Origin of the sequence: Caballeronia zhejiangensis, assembly GCF_000698575.1 — a bacterium.
Taxonomy (GTDB): Bacteria; Pseudomonadota; Gammaproteobacteria; order Burkholderiales; family Burkholderiaceae; genus Caballeronia; species Caballeronia zhejiangensis.
The window spans coordinates 1-14,648 of record NZ_JFHD01000050.1 but is presented as its reverse complement, the minus strand read 5'-3'; the positions used below and the strand labels follow the sequence as shown (position 1 = coordinate 14,648).

Genomic DNA, 14,648 nt, shown 5'->3' with positions numbered 1-14,648 from the left:
CCATACGCCCGGAAGCGGTAGGCAAAATCGGTACGTCGAGTCCGACCGGTTGACCATCGCGGATAGTGGCCCGCAACGCAGTCGTTTGCGCTGGCGGTAGGCTTCTGACGAAGGCCGCGACGCTACGACGGTTGCTCAACCGGTTCGCTCGACGCACACCATGCGCACACGCGTCTAGTAGGCAGCGCTCAGGAACTCGACGTTCCAACTCCTCACCCAATAGTTCACGGGTTCATTTGGGACCTGAATCAGAATCGCCGCCGGGTCAGCCACACCGTCGTCGGTAACGATACATGCGAGAGTTCCATCCGGAAGCATTTTGACCTGCTGCGCAGCGATGAACGATGGAAGCTTTCGCGCATCGACTGGTCGACTCGCCTTGAAAATGTCGTAGCTAATCGCGGCAGGCGCATCACCGACGATGCGTACCTCTTGCGTCTCACTACAAGTAGCGGCGTGCGCACACTGGACCGACAAGACACAGCAACGCAAGCAGCTGGCGCGCGCTCACTCTTGTTTCCTGAAGCCTTCTCGAAAATGGTATATGCATATGCCGTGGCGTAAATCAGGTGGGTCTACTTCATGTTAAGGCGTCGAGCAACCTTCCGGTGCGACCGTCATGTCGCTCGCCGACCAGTGAGTGGCGCTACATCGTGGCCTGGACGCCTGCCTTCTTCCCGGTGGACTTGTCTGGCGCGACATTCAAGACTTGCATCGCTTGCGTTGCGATCGTGACAAATGGCGGCCCAGCAACGGCGCCGCCGAAATGTGATCCATGCAGTGGCCGGTCAATCGATACCGCAATCACCACTCTTGGCCGCTTAGCAGGCACGATTCCAATGAACGAAGCCCGATATTGCTGACGATCGTAGCCCTTTGTCGTCCATTTGTACGCGGTTCCCGTCTTACCGGCGACGGAGTAACCTGGCACGGCGGCCTGCGGCGCAGTACCGTCGGCGGAAACCACATTCTCCATCATCCCAAGCACTTGTCGTGCAACCCGTTCCGAATAGACGCGGCGTCCCACTGGCATCGATAGTCCTGAATCTCGGCGATAGATTGTCGCGGGCACAATCCGCCCGCCATTCGCGAAGCTCGTATAAGCTTGGGCAAGCTGCAGCAGCGACGCGGAAAGTCCGTAACCGTAAGCCATCGTCGCTTGCTCGATCCGGCGCCAGTGGCGATAAGGGCGCACCCTTCCTGCCGCCGCGCCGGGAAGTCCAGCACGAGGCGCGTGACCGAGCCCCAACGCGTGAAAGTTTCCGTACATGTCAGCAGCCGAGAGCAGCAAGGCAATTTTGGTCGTGCCCACGTTACTCGATTTCTCAACGACCCCTGCGGTGGTGAGAGTGCCGAAGTTCTTGTCGTCGTGAATGGTTCGCCCATCGAGTCGAAGTTTCCCACCGTCGGTAGGGACGATTGTGTTGGGCGCAATTCGTCCTCGCTGCAGCGCGAGCGCAATAGTCAGCGGCTTCATCACCGAGCCTGGCTCGAAGACGTCCGTCACGGCGCGATTGCGCACTTCCATGCCACTTCGTGCATCGTGCTGATTCGGATCGTAGCTCGGCCAGTTGGCCATGGCGAGAACTTCGCCGGTGTGTGCATCCAGTACGATAGCGGAACCTGATCTCGCATTTGATCGCCTCACCGCGTCGCGCAAAGCGCCGAACGCAGCATACTGCAATGAACGATCAATCGCGAGCGCGAGGTCGCGGCCGTTGCGGGGCGCTTGAACGCTGAGGGTGTCAATCACCTGTCCGCGCGCATTGCGAAGCACCCGTCGGTGTCCGTCCGCTCCGCGCAGGCGCTGTTCAGCGAAACGCTCCATCCCTTCCTGCCCGCTTCCATCCTGGCCCGTAAAGCCGGTGATCTGGGCGGCGATCTCGCCTTCCGGGTACGACCGTCGATAGTCATCCTGCGCAAAAAGTCCGGGAAGGCCGAGACGCAGCGCACGTTCGGCGACATCAGGTGGCACTTCCCGCCTCAGATAGGCGAATCCGCGATGTGCTGCGTAAATCTGCTCGATCGCAGTCGGCCTTACGTCTATAAGCCGAGCGAGCGCGTCGATCTGCTGTCGCGAAACGCGCTCGTCGGTGCCTGACGCGTCCACGCAGAGCGAACGAGTTGGACTGCTGATGGCAAGCGCCAATCCGTTACGATCAAGGATCCTACCGCGTGAAGCATGCGTTGGCCAGTCGCGCACCTGCCGCAATTCTCCCTGTTGGCGGTAAAACGCATCGTTAATGCCTTGTACCCAAAATGCGCGTGCGATCAGTGCTACGAACAAAACGGCAAAGCCGCCGCTGAGCACGCTCGATCGCCAACGTTCCAGCACATTCGGATCAAGGGTGTGGCTGGACAAGCGCACGAATTTTCTGGACGTTCTCATAACTTGGACACAACACGATTGCGATCGCCTGTCGATTAATGCCTTGAGAAGAAGAGTTGTTTGCTCTGTTGCGCAAAGCTCGCGGGAAGCCACAACGTTACCAAGGTAAACCTAAGGGAAACTGCACGCGAGTTGAGATCGGCTAACAGGCATTGCGAGCACCAGCCTTCAGAAGAAGCACATTGTGCCATAAATGCCTAGGGCCGCTTTTCGCATCCGGAGTGACGGGTTCGCAATCCCGAGCTATCCAGCCAAAGCCACTTACGCGGATCTTAGAGACGCGACACGTTCCGCCCGCTCACCTCGCTGTTGCTTGCACGTTGATCGCAATTGAGGTTGCCAGCGGCGAGGTTGTGCGCTTTGTAGGCGCGGTCAATAGCAGATGCTAGCCGATACCGTATTGGCACGGGTCCGCTTCCTCTATGATCGCCGCATCAGTGACGTTGTAGCCCTGAGAAAGAGGTAACAACGCGTTGATAGCTCCTCTTGGGTATCGCCGCTCGTGTCACGAACTGCCTCAATGGACTGGCGCCCGTCCGCTTTCCGCGGTGAATGGTTGTTGTAAGATGTGAATACAATGAACTCGCGGGTTCGCTTCCGCACGCGCTTTCCACCAATGCCTCATTCCATTGAAATTGCTGCCGCTGTCATTTTCGCACTCGCACTCATCCACACTTTCGCCGTGGCGCGAATCGAGACACTTGGCCGGCGCTTTCCTAAGCACTCAGGTCTCTTCCATTTTCTTGCAGAGGTCGAGGTCATCTTTGGCTTTTGGGCGCTTGTGCTGTGTCTTGTCATGTGGGTGCTTGTTGGGGCCGAGGCGACCGTCGGCTACTTAGAGCATCGCGAGTTCACAGAGGCGCTCTTTGTCTTTGTGATCATGGTCATGGCGGCGAGCCGGCCGATTTTGGTGCTTGTCACGAATGCGGTGATTGGGCTGTCTCGTTTCCTTCCGGTGCGCACGGAAGTGGCGATCGTCTGGTTCTCCTTGTCTGCCATCCCGCTTCTCGGTTCCTTCGTAACGGAGCCGGCTGCTATGACGCTCGCGGCGCTCTTGCTACGTGACCGGTTGTTCGTTGCTCAGACGCCGGAGCGCGTCAAATATTTTGGCCTTGCGTTGCTCTTCGTTAATGTTTCGATCGGCGGCGTTATAACTGCATATGCGGCCCCGCCAGTATTAATGGTTGCAAATGTGTGGGGATGGAACACCGCGTTCATGGCGGCGACATTTGGCTGGAAAGCGGCGGCCGCAGTGCTTCTTAATGCGACTGTCTTCGTTGGGCTAACCGCGAAAAGCATACCGAGGCTACAGGTCAGCAAAGACGATGAGACTTCGGGACTGAAGCGCGTCCCTCTCGGCGTGACACTTGTCCATCTAGGATTTCTTGCGCTGGTCGTCGTCAATTCACATCATGCGGTCGTTTTCATCGGAGCATTTCTCTTTTTCCTTGGATATACCCAGGCTTACGAGCACCATCAATCGCCGCTCATGCTTCGTGAAAGCCTCCTGGTTGCATTCTTCCTCGGCGGCTTGATTGTGCTCGGCGGACTGCAACAATGGTGGCTGGGGCCTGTCGTGGGTTCTATGGATGCGCTGACTCTCTTTTTTGGCGCTACCGGGCTGACCGCGGTGATGGATAATGCCGCCATCACTTATCTGGGGTCACTATTATCTGGTTTGTCTGACAGCGCAAAGTATCTGCTCGTGGCAGGAGCTGTTACTGGGGGCGGATTGACCGTAATTGCTAACGCGCCCAACCCGGCCGGCTTGGCGATAGTGGGACATCGGTTCTCTGGAGGCGCGGTAAGCCCCCTGAGATTGCTCGGCGCCGCGCTCGCACCAACCATCACCGCAGGCGCGGCATTCCTCTTTCTTTAAAGACGGGCAATCCGCGGCTGCGGTGCTCGGCAACGGCGGTCTTTCATTCCGATCCACATCCGCTCTGAGGCTTCAACAGTCCGTCCTTCCGATTTTGATGCCAGCTTTCGCGACGATGGCTGTGGTTCGCCGGTTGATTCATGCGAACGGCTCGGCAAAGCATGAGGTACGAATACATTGGGCCAAGTCTGCGGCATCAGAAGAAAGGCCGGACGCGCAGCAAACAAGCGGGAGCTCAACCGCCCGTCCTGAAATTGCGCGATTCACAACACCCGTCGCACAAGTGCCGGCGCACCGCATGCCGCCACGAAGCAAGCATCGGCAGGAAGCCGCGGTTCCTGTATCCGCTTGCGACGAGACCGATACGTACGCGCCTGTCGCCATCGACATCGCGCCGGCTGCCAATCCGGCCTGGCCGGTCAGCACCAGATGGCCGTGTTCGGCATGCGAGGACGCGACGCCGATTATCAGACTTGCCGTCGAAATTATGCCGTCGTTCGCGCCAAGGACCGCCGCGCGTAGCCACCCGATCGCCTTGATTCGATGCGGTTTCTTGTGAGCCTTGGGCGCTGGCGGACCCTAGCGGTCTCGACCCTGATCACGCGACGGGCCTGCGTGGGGCAGCATCCTTTGCAGCACATGGTCCTTCAGGACAAAGCGGTGGAACAGCGCTGCGACGACATGCAGACCAATCAACGCGAAGAGCACCCATGCGAGGATGCCGTGCACATCCCCCATCGCGTGGCCGAAGGCCGAGCCCGGTTCGCTCAGCGCCGGATAGGACACCACGCCCGGCAAGCGGACCGTCCAGCCTCGTGAGGACGCGTTGATCCAGCCGAGCAGCGGCACCAGCACCAGGGCGGCGTAGAGGAGAACATGCGTTATGCGCGAAACGACGCTGAGTAGCGGTGGCAGTTCATCCGGCGTGGGCCAATGCGTCAATCGCCAGATCACCCGGATTGCAATGACGGCGACGAGCGTCGCGCCCACCCCAAGATGCCACGCGATCAGATCAACCGGCTGCGTGTCTTTGTGAACGTCCGGCATCGTCCAGCCGATCACAAATTGCATTGCGACCAACAGGACGGTTAGCCAGTGCAGTGTGCGTGCGACCGCGTCATATGCCGGACGCTGCATTTTGTAGACCTTCGCCATTCTTGCTCCTCAAGTTGTCACGACTTGATGAATTGATGGGGATGCGCGGCCTGCGAATCTTGAGTTGCTGGCCTGAAAAAAGCACTACGCAAATCCGATAGATGCTAGCGACTTTATCTTAAGGAAAGCTGACGCCGAGGGAGGAGCGTTTCGGATGCTCGACTCCGCTGCTGTTCCCGCACGACCGTCAATGGGGGTCAGCACGACCGAAGCCGGGAGCCCGAGGTTTTCCACTTGAATCACCGAATAGTTTGCGCATTTAACAGGCAACGTCATGGCCGGTTTATTGCTGTTCGTCCCGTACACCGTCGATTAACGCTGTTCACTCGGAACCTACATGCGCCTGCTAAACCGTCTGGCTATTTCACTGGTTTTGCCGCTGGCCTCTTGTGCGATTGGGCCATCAGCTTCAAGCAACACCGGCTTCGGCTCGTCGCCCGTCATGCCGGCACCGGAATCGTCCTTGATTCCGATGGTCAACATCGCGCCTGTTCAGGCGCGCCCCGACGATTTCACGCCCACTGCTCCCGCAGGCTTTCGCGTCACGGAGTTTGCCGGTGGCCTCGCCCACCCGCGCTGGCTTTACACGCTGCCCAATGGTGACGTGCTGGTCGCGGAAAGCGACGCGCCAAAAGAACACGATAAGGGCAGCGGCCTATTCGGCTGGGTCAGAAAGCAGGTCATGAAGCGCGCCGGCGCCGGTGTGCCGAGCCCCGATCGCATTGTGCTGTTGCGCGATGTGGATGGCAGCGGCGTCGCGAGGACTCAGACCGTGTTTCTGGGTGGCCTCCACTCGCCGTTCGGGATGGCGCTCATCGGCAATCAACTCTATGTTGCCGATACGGACGCTCTGCTGCGTTTCAACTATGTGACGGGCAGCACCCAGATAACAAGCCCCGGGGTCAAGGTTGCCGACTTGCCGGCAGGGCCGATCAACCATCACTGGACCAAGAACATCCTGGCGGATCGCTCCGGCAAGCATCTGTACATCACGGTGGGATCGAACAGCAACGCGGGGGAAAATGGAGTCGACGCCGAAGAAGGTCGAGCGCGTATCCTCGTGTTCGACATCGACACGGGCCATGTGCGGCCCTATGCGACTGGATTGCGCAACGCCAACGGACTTGCCTGGCAACCGGACAGTGGCGCGTTGTGGACGGCAGTCAATGAGCGCGACGATCTCGGCAACAATCTTGTCCCCGACTACATGACCGCCGTGAAAGATGGCGCTTTTTATGGGTTTCCCTACAGCTACTACGGACAGCACATCGACACCCGCGTCAAACCGCAACGCCCCGATCTGGTTGCAAAAGCCATCGCGCCGGACTATGCGCTCGGCAATCATACGGCTTCGCTCGGTCTGGTCTTTTACGACCGAACGCTGTTTCCGCCTCATTATCGTGGAGGCGCATTTGTCGGCCAGCATGGGTCATGGAACCGTAAACCACGTACCGGCTACAAGGTGGTGTTTGTGCCATTTTTCGATGGAAAACCTGCTGGCGTACCTGAGGATTTCCTGAGCGGCTTCCTGACGACAGACGGCTACGCCGTGGGTCGACCCGTTGGTGTCGCACTGGACGCGCATGGTGCCTTGCTTGTGGCTGACGACGTCGGCAACGCTGTATGGCGAATAGCGCCGCGCACCGACGACAGATCGGCTGACGTCGCGCCGACAGGTAAATGACACAACCCTGGCCGGTTTGATCGGCAACCGGGCGACCGCAAGGTTACCGTGCCGATTAGAACCGCTCCATCAGTCAAAGCAGCACGCACGTGGCGTCACTTCAAAAGACGGGGACCCGGAACTGGGTCCCGGTGACGCTCTGCAATAAAGAACCAGCGTTGTCGCGATTTGGCAGTTTGTGGTAATTGATCGGACATCCGCGCCGAATGACCGCACCATCGCCAACCACTGTACCGCCATGCTGTTCCACAAAGCCCTTCACGAGCGACAATCCAATGCTTAATCCGCCCTTACCAGGCGCGATTGCATTCGGCGCTCAAGTTCACTCAACCTGAGCAGGACGCGCCATCCACTCGCGTCCCTTGAGCATGCCGTTCCAGTAAAGCGGCGGCAGAACTCGTTCCTTGAGGAACCATGCTAGACGCGACGGCCGCGTGCTGTCGATCAGCCAGGCCGGAAAGCTCGGTGCAAGCTTTCCACCATAGACAAACTCCGCGAGCACGACCTTACCGTGCTCTACCGTTAGCGGACATGATCCATAGCCGTCGTACAGTGCGATCCTAGCGACGCGACCCAGGCTTGCCAAAACATTGTGTGCGACGACAGGTGCCTGCTTGCGGGCGGCGGCCGCCGTCTTTGCGTTCGGGGCGTTGATCGCGTCGCCTAACGCGTAGATATCCTCATACTTCGTGTGACACAGGGTGCCGCGATCGACATCGATCCAGCCGGCCGCGTCCGCGAGTGGACTCGAGCGCACGAAGTCCGGCGCCGTCTGTGGGGGCACCACATGGATCATGTCGAAATCCGACTCGACCCGGTCCGTGCTGCCATCCGCTAGCACGCGCTCGAAGGTTGCGCGACCGCGAGATCCATCGATGCTCCTCAACGTATGGCCGAAGCGCAAGTCGATGCCGTATGACTCGACATACTCCATTAGCGCAGGCACATAGTCTGGCACACCAAATAGCGCGGCTCCTGCGTTGAAGAACTGCACCTGCGTGCTCTGCAGCACACCGTTACGTCGCCACGTATCGCACGAAAGATACATCGCCTTTTGCGGTGCGCCGGCACACTTGATGGGCATGGGCGGCTGAGTAAAGAGCGCCGTGCCGCCACGCATTCGCTTGACCAGATCCGCCGTGTACGGTGCGAGGTCAAAACGATAATTCGAGGTCACGCCGTTGCGGCCCAGTGTTTCGACGAGCCCTTCGACGCCATGCCAGTTGACCTTGATCCCCGGGCAGACGACAAGTCGCTGATAGCGTACCTTCCGCCCTCCCTCGATTACCACCGCGTGAGTGTCGGGCTCGAACGCTAGCACGGCGGCTTTGATCCAATGAATGCCTGGAGGTACGCATGAGGCCATCGTGCGCGCGGTATCGGCGGCGTCGAATATCCCGGCGCCCACCAGCGTCCACCCTGGCTGATAATAGTGTGTGTCAGCAGGATCGATGATGGCGACATCCATTTTGGGATCGCGGGCGCGCAAACTTGACGCCACCGCGATTCCGGCCGCACCCCCGCCGACGATCACTACAGTGTGTTCCGCCTCGACAACTTCCACCAACGCCGCCTGTACGTCTTTGTTTCCCGGCACCACGGTTGCCGAATCGGATTCAGCTCGCTGTGTGCGCTCGCGCGCCATAGCCGAAGTAACATTGCCCGCCCGCGACATCGCCCACAGGGTCGTGGACCGCGTTCCGGTGCGACAATAGGCGAGGATCGGCTTGGGCAATTCGGCACAAAGCGCTGCGAACACAACGGCCTCTTCGATCAAACCCTGTCCCGGTACAACCGGTTGATAGATCGCCTGAATTCCGGCCAGGTTCGCTGCGTGAGCGATCTCTCTGAACGAAGGCTGGTTCGGCGCCTCCCCGTCCGGTCGGTGGCACACAATCGACCGAAAGCCGAGTTCCTGTAAAGTTGAGACATCAGTAGTACTGATTTGAGGAGAAACGGAAAGATCGGTGGCGAGGGGGCGCACAATCATGAGGTACTTCCTGAAAGCGTTGAACCACGCGCCGGCCTGGCGTTCTCGACGCCACGCCAGGCAAGCACTGCATCAAACAGCATTGAGCGGGATCTTGAGGTAACGGATTCCGTTTTCTTCCGGCGGAGGAAGGTCGCCCGCCCGGACGTTGACCTGTACCGCCGGCAATATCAGCATGGGCATCGCCAAGGTCGCATCGCGTGCCTGCCGCATCGCCACGAACTGCTCCTCGCTCACACCCTCATGCACATGGATGTTGCCATCGCGCTGCGCACCCACTGTCGTTTCCCATGTGGGTTCGCGTCCCTCGGGCGGATAGTCATGGCACATGAAGAGCCGTGTGTGCAACGGCAGGTCCAGCAGTTTGCGTATGGAACGATAGAGCTCGTGCGCATCGCCGCCTGGAAAGTCACAACGAGCGGTGCCCACGTCCGGCATGAAGAGCGTATCGCCGACGAATACGGCGTCGCCGATCCGGTAGGCCATGTCAGCTGGCGTGTGACCCGGCACATGCATCGCCTTTCCTGTCAAGCCGCCGATGGCAAACGTTTCGCCATCGGCGAAAAGATGGTCGAACTGCGACCCATCGAGGCGAAACTCGGGCTCCAGGTTGAAGAGCTTCTTGAACACCCCTTGCACCCGGCAGATGTTCTTGCCGATCGCGATGTGGCCACCGACTTCTCGCTTGAGATACGTGGCGGCAGAGAGATGGTCGGCGTGCGCATGGGTCTCCAGAATCCACTCGACACGCAGCCCGCGCTCGCGCACGAAAGCAATCACGTTGTCGGCACTGGCCGTAGACGTGCGGCCCGATTTCGGGTCGTAATCCAGCACTGAGTCAATGATGGCGCACGCTGAATCACCTTCCTCGTAAACCACGTATGTCACGGTCCAGGTCGCTGAGTCGAAAAACGGGTGAATGATGGGCTTCATGTGTTGCTCCTTGGATGCGCCCATTCTATTCACAAACATTATGTTTTGCAATATACTATATTCAGATAGATCGTGAACATTTTATGAAACACTCCAATCCCAATCCGACGCTCGATCTGGCCACGATGCAGGCCGGCGCCGAAAATGCATGCGCCCTGCTGAAGGTTCTCGCCAACCCGGACCGCCTGCTCCTGATGTGCCAGCTTTCCCAAGGAGAGCTTTCCGTCGGCGAAGTGGAGCAACTGCTCGGCATCCGGCAGCCCACTCTCTCGCAGCAGTTGGGCGTGTTGCGGGAAAGCGGCCTGGTGAATACGCGCCGCGAGGGCAAAAACATCTTCTATTCGGTGGCCAGCCCGCAAGCTCTCGCGGTGATGGCGGTACTTTATGAACAATTCTGCCCGCAGCAGTAAGGGGATCCATCATGCTGATTGACGTCATCCATTTCACACCCGGCATGTCGCTGGCGGGGGGACTCGTGATCGGCATCGCCGCCGCCGTGCTCGTGCTTTGCAACGGCCGAATCGCGGGAATAAGCGGCATCATCGGCGGCCTGCTGAGCTGGCCGCGCAATGACGTTGGCTGGCGGATTGCATTCCTCACCGGTCTGATAGGCGCGCCCGTCGTAGCAAGCGTCCTCGGCAGGTCTACTCACGTGGACATTGAAGCAGGCTGGGGAGCTATCCTCGCTGCTGGGTTTCTCGTGGGTATTGGCACCCGCTATGCCAGCGGCTGTACCAGCGGTCACGGCGTCTGCGGCCTGTCGCGTGGGTCGGTGCGCTCGCTGGCCGCAACCGCTACCTTCATGTTGGCCGGAATCTTGACTGTTTTCGTGCAACGTCACCTGATTGGAGGCTGATATGACTGCCCTCATGACACGCCTCGCGGCCCTACTCGCTGGCTTGCTTTTCGGTATCGGGTTGATGGTCTCCGGCATGGCGAATCCCGCCAAGGTGCTGGGTTTCCTCGATCTCGCGGGCCGCTGGGATCCATCGCTTGCCTTTGTGATGGCCGGAGCCATCGCGGTCGGCTCTCTGGCATTTTTTGTCGCGAAGCGCCGAAACAGTTCGCTCCTTGGAGCGCCTATGCAACTTCCGGCCGGCACGGCCATCACGTCGAGACTAATCTTCGGCAGCGCTGTTTTCGGTATCGGCTGGGGCTTAGCCGGATTTTGCCCAGGCCCGGCATTGGTCGCGCTCGGCGCGGGATATCCGAAAGCTGTTGGTTTCGTGGCGGCAATGATCGCTGGCATGGTCGTCTTCGAACTCGTGGAGCGGGCAAAAGCGACCATGCAACGGGCATGAATAGCCCACTCGTCTACATCCCAGCAGTTGATTAACCATTTTCACAAAGGTCAGTCTGTGGATCACGTTTTAGTCAATAGCGCCTTACTAGGTGGGATAGTCGGCCTCATTCTCGCGCTTACCGGTGCCGGCGGCGCCATCCTCGCCGTTCCACTGCTCCTGTTCGGGCTTCATTTGGGCGTTGCAGAAGCCGCGCCCGTCGGGCTGCTGGCGGTCGGGGTATCGGCCGCATTAGGCGCAGTCATGGGACTGCGCGCTCGATTGGTGCGCTACCGGGCCGCTATGTTGATGGCAGCGGTGGGAACAGTATTTTCTCCCGTGGGTTTGTGGCTCGCGCATCGCCTCCCGAACGGGCCGCTTGCGCTCATCTTCGCAGCGGTCCTAGCATATGTGGCGCTGCGGATGTTTAGGCAGGGCACCACCGGCACACCCCAGCCCGTGCAGGGCGACCAACCTGTCCAGCCCTGCCAGTTGCACGGTGGCACCGGCCGGTTCGTGTGGACTGCCGCCTGTACGAGAGCAATCGCCCTTGCTGGCATCGGTGCCGGTTTTTTGTCTGGCCTGCTTGGCGTAGGTGGCGGATTCGTCATCGTGCCAGCGCTTCAGAAGGCAACCAATGCTCCCGTTCAAGCAATCATGGCGACATCGCTCGCGGTCATCACGCTGGTGTCGGCTTCCGGCGTCATCTCAACAGCGCTCATCGGGCGGATGAACTGGCAGGTCGGTGTGCCTTTTGCCGCAGGCGCGATGATCGGCATGCTAGGCGGCAGGCTTATCGGGAATCGCTTGAGCGGTCAACGACTGCAACAGGCATTTGCGGTGGTCGCCGGACTCATTGCGATAGGCATGGTCGCGAAGGTCGCAATGGCGGCCTGACCCAGAGCCCCAGCAACACATTGAATTTTTGGTGCCGGCAAACCCATCATGCAGATTGGACATCTTGTTATACCGCTGCCTCCGTTGATTTTCTTGTTGGCAGTGTTTGCAGCTCTGTCGGTTGCCGGTGTGCTCGGCCCCGGGCGCGCTACCGCCGAGGCAGACGTCGCGATTGTGATTTGTGTCGGATTGCTTGTCGCTCGATTGGCATTCGTTGCACGCTATGTTTCCGACTACGGCGACCTTTTGCAAGTCCTGGATGTACAAGACCTCGGATTCGACGCTCCGGCCGGATTGCTTGGATCATTCCTTATCTTAGCCTGGCGTTTAACAAGAAAGGATGCTCGCCGCCTTCCAGTAATTGTCGCACTCCTTGCCGGCACGGTCGTCTACGGTTCTGGACAAGTTCTCGCGTCTCAAATGGTGCAACCTGATCTACCTCGAGCGACCCTGCCCACCACGACTGATACGACCGAGATCATCCAGATTTCCGGAAAACCGACAGTGATTAACGTCTGGGCGACCTGGTGCCCGCCGTGTCAAGCCGAGCTTCCGGTCTTTGCACAGATGCAGCGAGAGATGCCCGGCGTGAACTTCATCTTTCTGAACGAAGACATCGACACGTCAGGCGTAAGGCCTTATCTCGAAGCGCGTGACATTCGCTTGGACCATTCGCTTCACGATCCACGCGGTAACCTTGCTACACGACTCTCCGTGAGAGGTTACCCGACCACACTGTTTTACGACCGATCAGGGCGTCTCGTCGCTGAGCACCTAGGCCCCTTTTCACAAGCGACGCTATCCGACGCGCTCAAGCACCTGTTCCCGAAATGAGCACGCCGTGCCTAACGACCGGTCGGAAGCCCCACGATAGGCACCGTCACGTGTCCTGCGCGGCTAACAGCATTGTTGGGTCGATCGCTCAGCGAGGCTTCGGCCCGAGCACGCTTTCGAGTTGATCCGGTGGCAAGCCAGTGCGCGCCTGAACAGCTCCCGCATTGTCGCGCCAGACAAAACCCGGCGTCGCTTGCATCGTAAAGGCATGCATCAGCTCCGCGTTTGCCGCTAGCTTTTTTGCGATGTCGACGGGGATCGGGTCGAGTGGCGGCAGCGTCTTGTCCTCAAGAGCCCGAGCGTGGCCGGCCGCCATCTGAGCGTCAACCGTCTTCGTCTGCCGCGCTTCATAGTCGTGCAAGGCCGATGACGGATCACGACTCGTGAGCAGTGCGGCAGCCTTTCCAGGACTGCTAGGCGTAAGTATGCCGACAAGCACGTGCCGGATTTGCATCCGTCCGGCATCCACCCAAGGGCGCGCCTCGACCCAGAACCTCGAACAATACGGGCAATTGGGATCGGTGAAAACATACACGACCTTTGGCGCAGTCGGCTTTCCGTCAACGACCCAGGTGGCATGCTCCAACTGGGCCCAGAGTTCTTTCGAGATAGACGGTTCAGCGGACGCCTTGAGCACGTCGTGAGTCAAATCGTTGCCGTTTCTGTCGATGAAGGTTCCAGCGATAGCGTCCTGCCCGTCCTTCGTCACATATAGTGCAAGTGGTTGAACGCCTGCCCGCCCTGCCCAGCCGGTCATGCCGGGGGGCGCGGGTAGGGGGCCCAGGAGGCTCATACCTTGCGCCTGCAGCGTCTTGATAACTGGAGGGAGGTCTGCCGAGGAAACCGGCGCCGGCGCCGCAAACAATGACAATAGGCCAGAAAAGCAGGCTACGCGAAGCAAATTTCCGCACCGCGCTTCTCGCGACAAACAAAAGGACGACATCAGGCTACATTCTCCTTCAAACGATGACATGCGACTTCTCAAAACGGAGCGGGTCCTGCACGGGATGAAGTATCGGCCCACGGGACGGCGGCGGCGCTATATGCCCAAACGATTAAGCCTGGGATCGACAACGTGGCATGGACTACGCAATCTCATACATTTTTGAGAAGCCCAAAATGGCCTACTACTTTGCAAAAACTCTTGCGATTTCATTCGACGACGCGGTCCGTCGTGTAATCGACGCGTTGACGAGTCAGGGATTCGGCGTTCTCACGGATATCGATGTCCAAGGCACTCTAAAGGCGAAGATCGACATCGCTTTTCGGCGCTACCGAATTCTGGGTGCCTGCAATCCCACCTTTGCCTATCGGGCGTTGCAAGCGGAAGACAAGATCGGCGCCATGCTGCCCTGCAACGTCGTAATCCACGAGCCGGCGGGCGGTGACGTTGAAGTTGCGGCCGTTGACCCGGTTGCGTCGATGCAAGCCACTAATAATTCGGCGCTAGCGTCTATCGCGGAAGAACTGCGCGAAAAGCTGAGAAACGTGATTGCGGGACTCTGAATACTGCGGGGTTTATGGCCGTTGCGTTGCTTAGCAGGCGTGTGCACAGTGGCCGTCACCGTTCTCACCGTTTCTTCAGGTGCGGCAGCATACGGATCAGC

The 14,648-nt window shown here is 59.2% G+C and carries 13 protein-coding genes and 1 pseudogene; 8 read left to right on the top strand and 6 right to left on the bottom strand.

Annotated elements, in window-relative coordinates; all coding sequences use genetic code 11:
• Positions 1 to 646: 646 nt before the first annotated feature.
• Positions 647 to 2,362: a peptidoglycan D,D-transpeptidase FtsI family protein gene (locus BG60_RS32990; protein WP_235366358.1), complete on the bottom strand. Its 1,716-nt coding sequence runs from the start codon at positions 2,360 to 2,362 to the stop codon at positions 647 to 649.
• A 643-nt stretch (positions 2,363 to 3,005) separates the two neighbouring features.
• Between BG60_RS32990 and BG60_RS32985 the strand changes: the two genes are divergently transcribed.
• On the top strand, positions 3,006 to 4,268 hold the full coding sequence (locus BG60_RS32985; RefSeq protein ID WP_008344658.1) for a putative Na+/H+ antiporter: 1,263 nt from the start codon (positions 3,006 to 3,008) through the stop codon (positions 4,266 to 4,268).
• 327 nt (positions 4,269 to 4,595) lie between these two features.
• Here the strand turns inward: BG60_RS32985 and BG60_RS39815 are convergent.
• Positions 4,596 to 4,808: pseudogene (locus BG60_RS39815) on the bottom strand (VIT1/CCC1 transporter family protein); the annotation flags it as partial.
• 39 nt (positions 4,809 to 4,847) lie between these two features.
• Positions 4,848 to 5,423, bottom strand: a complete 576-nt coding sequence (locus BG60_RS32975; RefSeq protein ID WP_008344660.1) for a cytochrome b — start codon at positions 5,421 to 5,423, stop codon at positions 4,848 to 4,850.
• A 337-nt stretch (positions 5,424 to 5,760) separates the two neighbouring features.
• On the opposite strand from BG60_RS32975, the gene BG60_RS32970 reads away from it, so the two are divergent.
• Positions 5,761 to 7,107, top strand: coding sequence for a PQQ-dependent sugar dehydrogenase (locus BG60_RS32970; protein WP_033537279.1), 1,347 nt, complete (start codon positions 5,761 to 5,763; stop codon positions 7,105 to 7,107).
• A gap of 322 nt (positions 7,108 to 7,429) precedes the next feature.
• Here the strand turns inward: BG60_RS32970 and BG60_RS32965 are convergent, their stop codons facing one another.
• Positions 7,430 to 9,097, bottom strand: a complete 1,668-nt coding sequence (locus BG60_RS32965) for a bifunctional protein tyrosine phosphatase family protein/NAD(P)/FAD-dependent oxidoreductase (RefSeq protein WP_008344664.1) — start codon at positions 9,095 to 9,097, stop codon at positions 7,430 to 7,432.
• Between the two features lie 72 nt (positions 9,098 to 9,169).
• The gene (locus tag BG60_RS32960) at positions 9,170 to 10,030 is read right to left on the bottom strand and encodes an MBL fold metallo-hydrolase (RefSeq protein WP_008344666.1); all 861 of its coding nucleotides are present in this window, start codon (positions 10,028 to 10,030) and stop codon (positions 9,170 to 9,172) included.
• 83 nt (positions 10,031 to 10,113) lie between these two features.
• Between BG60_RS32960 and BG60_RS32955 the strand changes: the two genes are divergently transcribed.
• The 5 genes from BG60_RS32955 to BG60_RS32935 are packed head-to-tail and all read left to right on the top strand — an operon-like array spanning position 10,114 to position 13,041.
• A complete protein-coding gene (locus BG60_RS32955) occupies positions 10,114 to 10,440 on the top strand; it encodes an ArsR/SmtB family transcription factor (protein WP_008344668.1) in 327 nt (108 codons plus the stop codon).
• A gap of 11 nt (positions 10,441 to 10,451) precedes the next feature.
• The gene (locus BG60_RS32950) at positions 10,452 to 10,886 is read left to right on the top strand and encodes a YeeE/YedE family protein (protein ID WP_008344669.1); all 435 of its coding nucleotides are present in this window, start codon (positions 10,452 to 10,454) and stop codon (positions 10,884 to 10,886) included.
• Positions 10,887 to 10,899: 13 nt separating this feature from the next.
• A complete protein-coding gene (locus BG60_RS32945; protein WP_033537289.1) occupies positions 10,900 to 11,331 on the top strand; it encodes a DUF6691 family protein in 432 nt (143 codons plus the stop codon).
• 57 nt (positions 11,332 to 11,388) lie between these two features.
• Complete coding sequence (locus BG60_RS32940; RefSeq protein ID WP_008344671.1) at positions 11,389 to 12,207, top strand: sulfite exporter TauE/SafE family protein; 819 nt, start codon at positions 11,389 to 11,391, stop codon at positions 12,205 to 12,207.
• A gap of 48 nt (positions 12,208 to 12,255) precedes the next feature.
• Positions 12,256 to 13,041 carry a TlpA family protein disulfide reductase gene (locus BG60_RS32935; protein ID WP_008344672.1) on the top strand — a complete coding sequence of 262 codons (786 nt, stop codon included), beginning with the start codon at positions 12,256 to 12,258 and terminating at the stop codon, positions 13,039 to 13,041.
• Positions 13,042 to 13,129: 88 nt separating this feature from the next.
• Here the strand turns inward: BG60_RS32935 and dsbG are convergent, their stop codons facing one another.
• Positions 13,130 to 13,984 carry a thiol:disulfide interchange protein DsbG gene (dsbG, locus tag BG60_RS32930; RefSeq protein WP_081851920.1) on the bottom strand — a complete coding sequence of 285 codons (855 nt, stop codon included), beginning with the start codon at positions 13,982 to 13,984 and terminating at the stop codon, positions 13,130 to 13,132.
• A 137-nt stretch (positions 13,985 to 14,121) separates the two neighbouring features.
• Between dsbG and BG60_RS32925 the strand changes: the two genes are divergently transcribed.
• A complete protein-coding gene (locus tag BG60_RS32925) occupies positions 14,122 to 14,547 on the top strand; it encodes a DUF302 domain-containing protein (RefSeq protein WP_008344674.1) in 426 nt (141 codons plus the stop codon).
• Positions 14,548 to 14,648: the final 101 nt, after the last annotated feature.

Excerpts from the sequence above, each read along its gene's own strand:
- BG60_RS32955 (WP_008344668.1), top strand. The coding sequence starts at position 10,114 with ATGAAACACTCCAATCCCAATCCGACGCTCGATCTGGCCACGATGCAG.
- BG60_RS32935 (WP_008344672.1), top strand. The coding sequence starts at position 12,256 with ATGCAGATTGGACATCTTGTTATACCGCTGCCTCCGTTGATTTTCTTG.
- BG60_RS32960 (WP_008344666.1), bottom strand. The coding sequence starts at position 10,030 with ATGAAGCCCATCATTCACCCGTTTTTCGACTCAGCGACCTGGACCGTG.
- BG60_RS32970 (WP_033537279.1), top strand. The coding sequence starts at position 5,761 with ATGCGCCTGCTAAACCGTCTGGCTATTTCACTGGTTTTGCCGCTGGCC.
- BG60_RS32925 (WP_008344674.1), top strand. The coding sequence starts at position 14,122 with ATGGACTACGCAATCTCATACATTTTTGAGAAGCCCAAAATGGCCTAC.
- dsbG (WP_081851920.1), bottom strand. The coding sequence starts at position 13,984 with ATGTCGTCCTTTTGTTTGTCGCGAGAAGCGCGGTGCGGAAATTTGCTT.
- BG60_RS32965 (WP_008344664.1), bottom strand. The coding sequence starts at position 9,097 with ATGATTGTGCGCCCCCTCGCCACCGATCTTTCCGTTTCTCCTCAAATC.
- BG60_RS32950 (WP_008344669.1), top strand. The coding sequence starts at position 10,452 with ATGCTGATTGACGTCATCCATTTCACACCCGGCATGTCGCTGGCGGGG.
- BG60_RS32975 (WP_008344660.1), bottom strand. The coding sequence starts at position 5,423 with ATGGCGAAGGTCTACAAAATGCAGCGTCCGGCATATGACGCGGTCGCA.
- BG60_RS32945 (WP_033537289.1), top strand. The coding sequence starts at position 10,900 with ATGACACGCCTCGCGGCCCTACTCGCTGGCTTGCTTTTCGGTATCGGG.
- BG60_RS32985 (WP_008344658.1), top strand. The coding sequence starts at position 3,006 with ATGCCTCATTCCATTGAAATTGCTGCCGCTGTCATTTTCGCACTCGCA.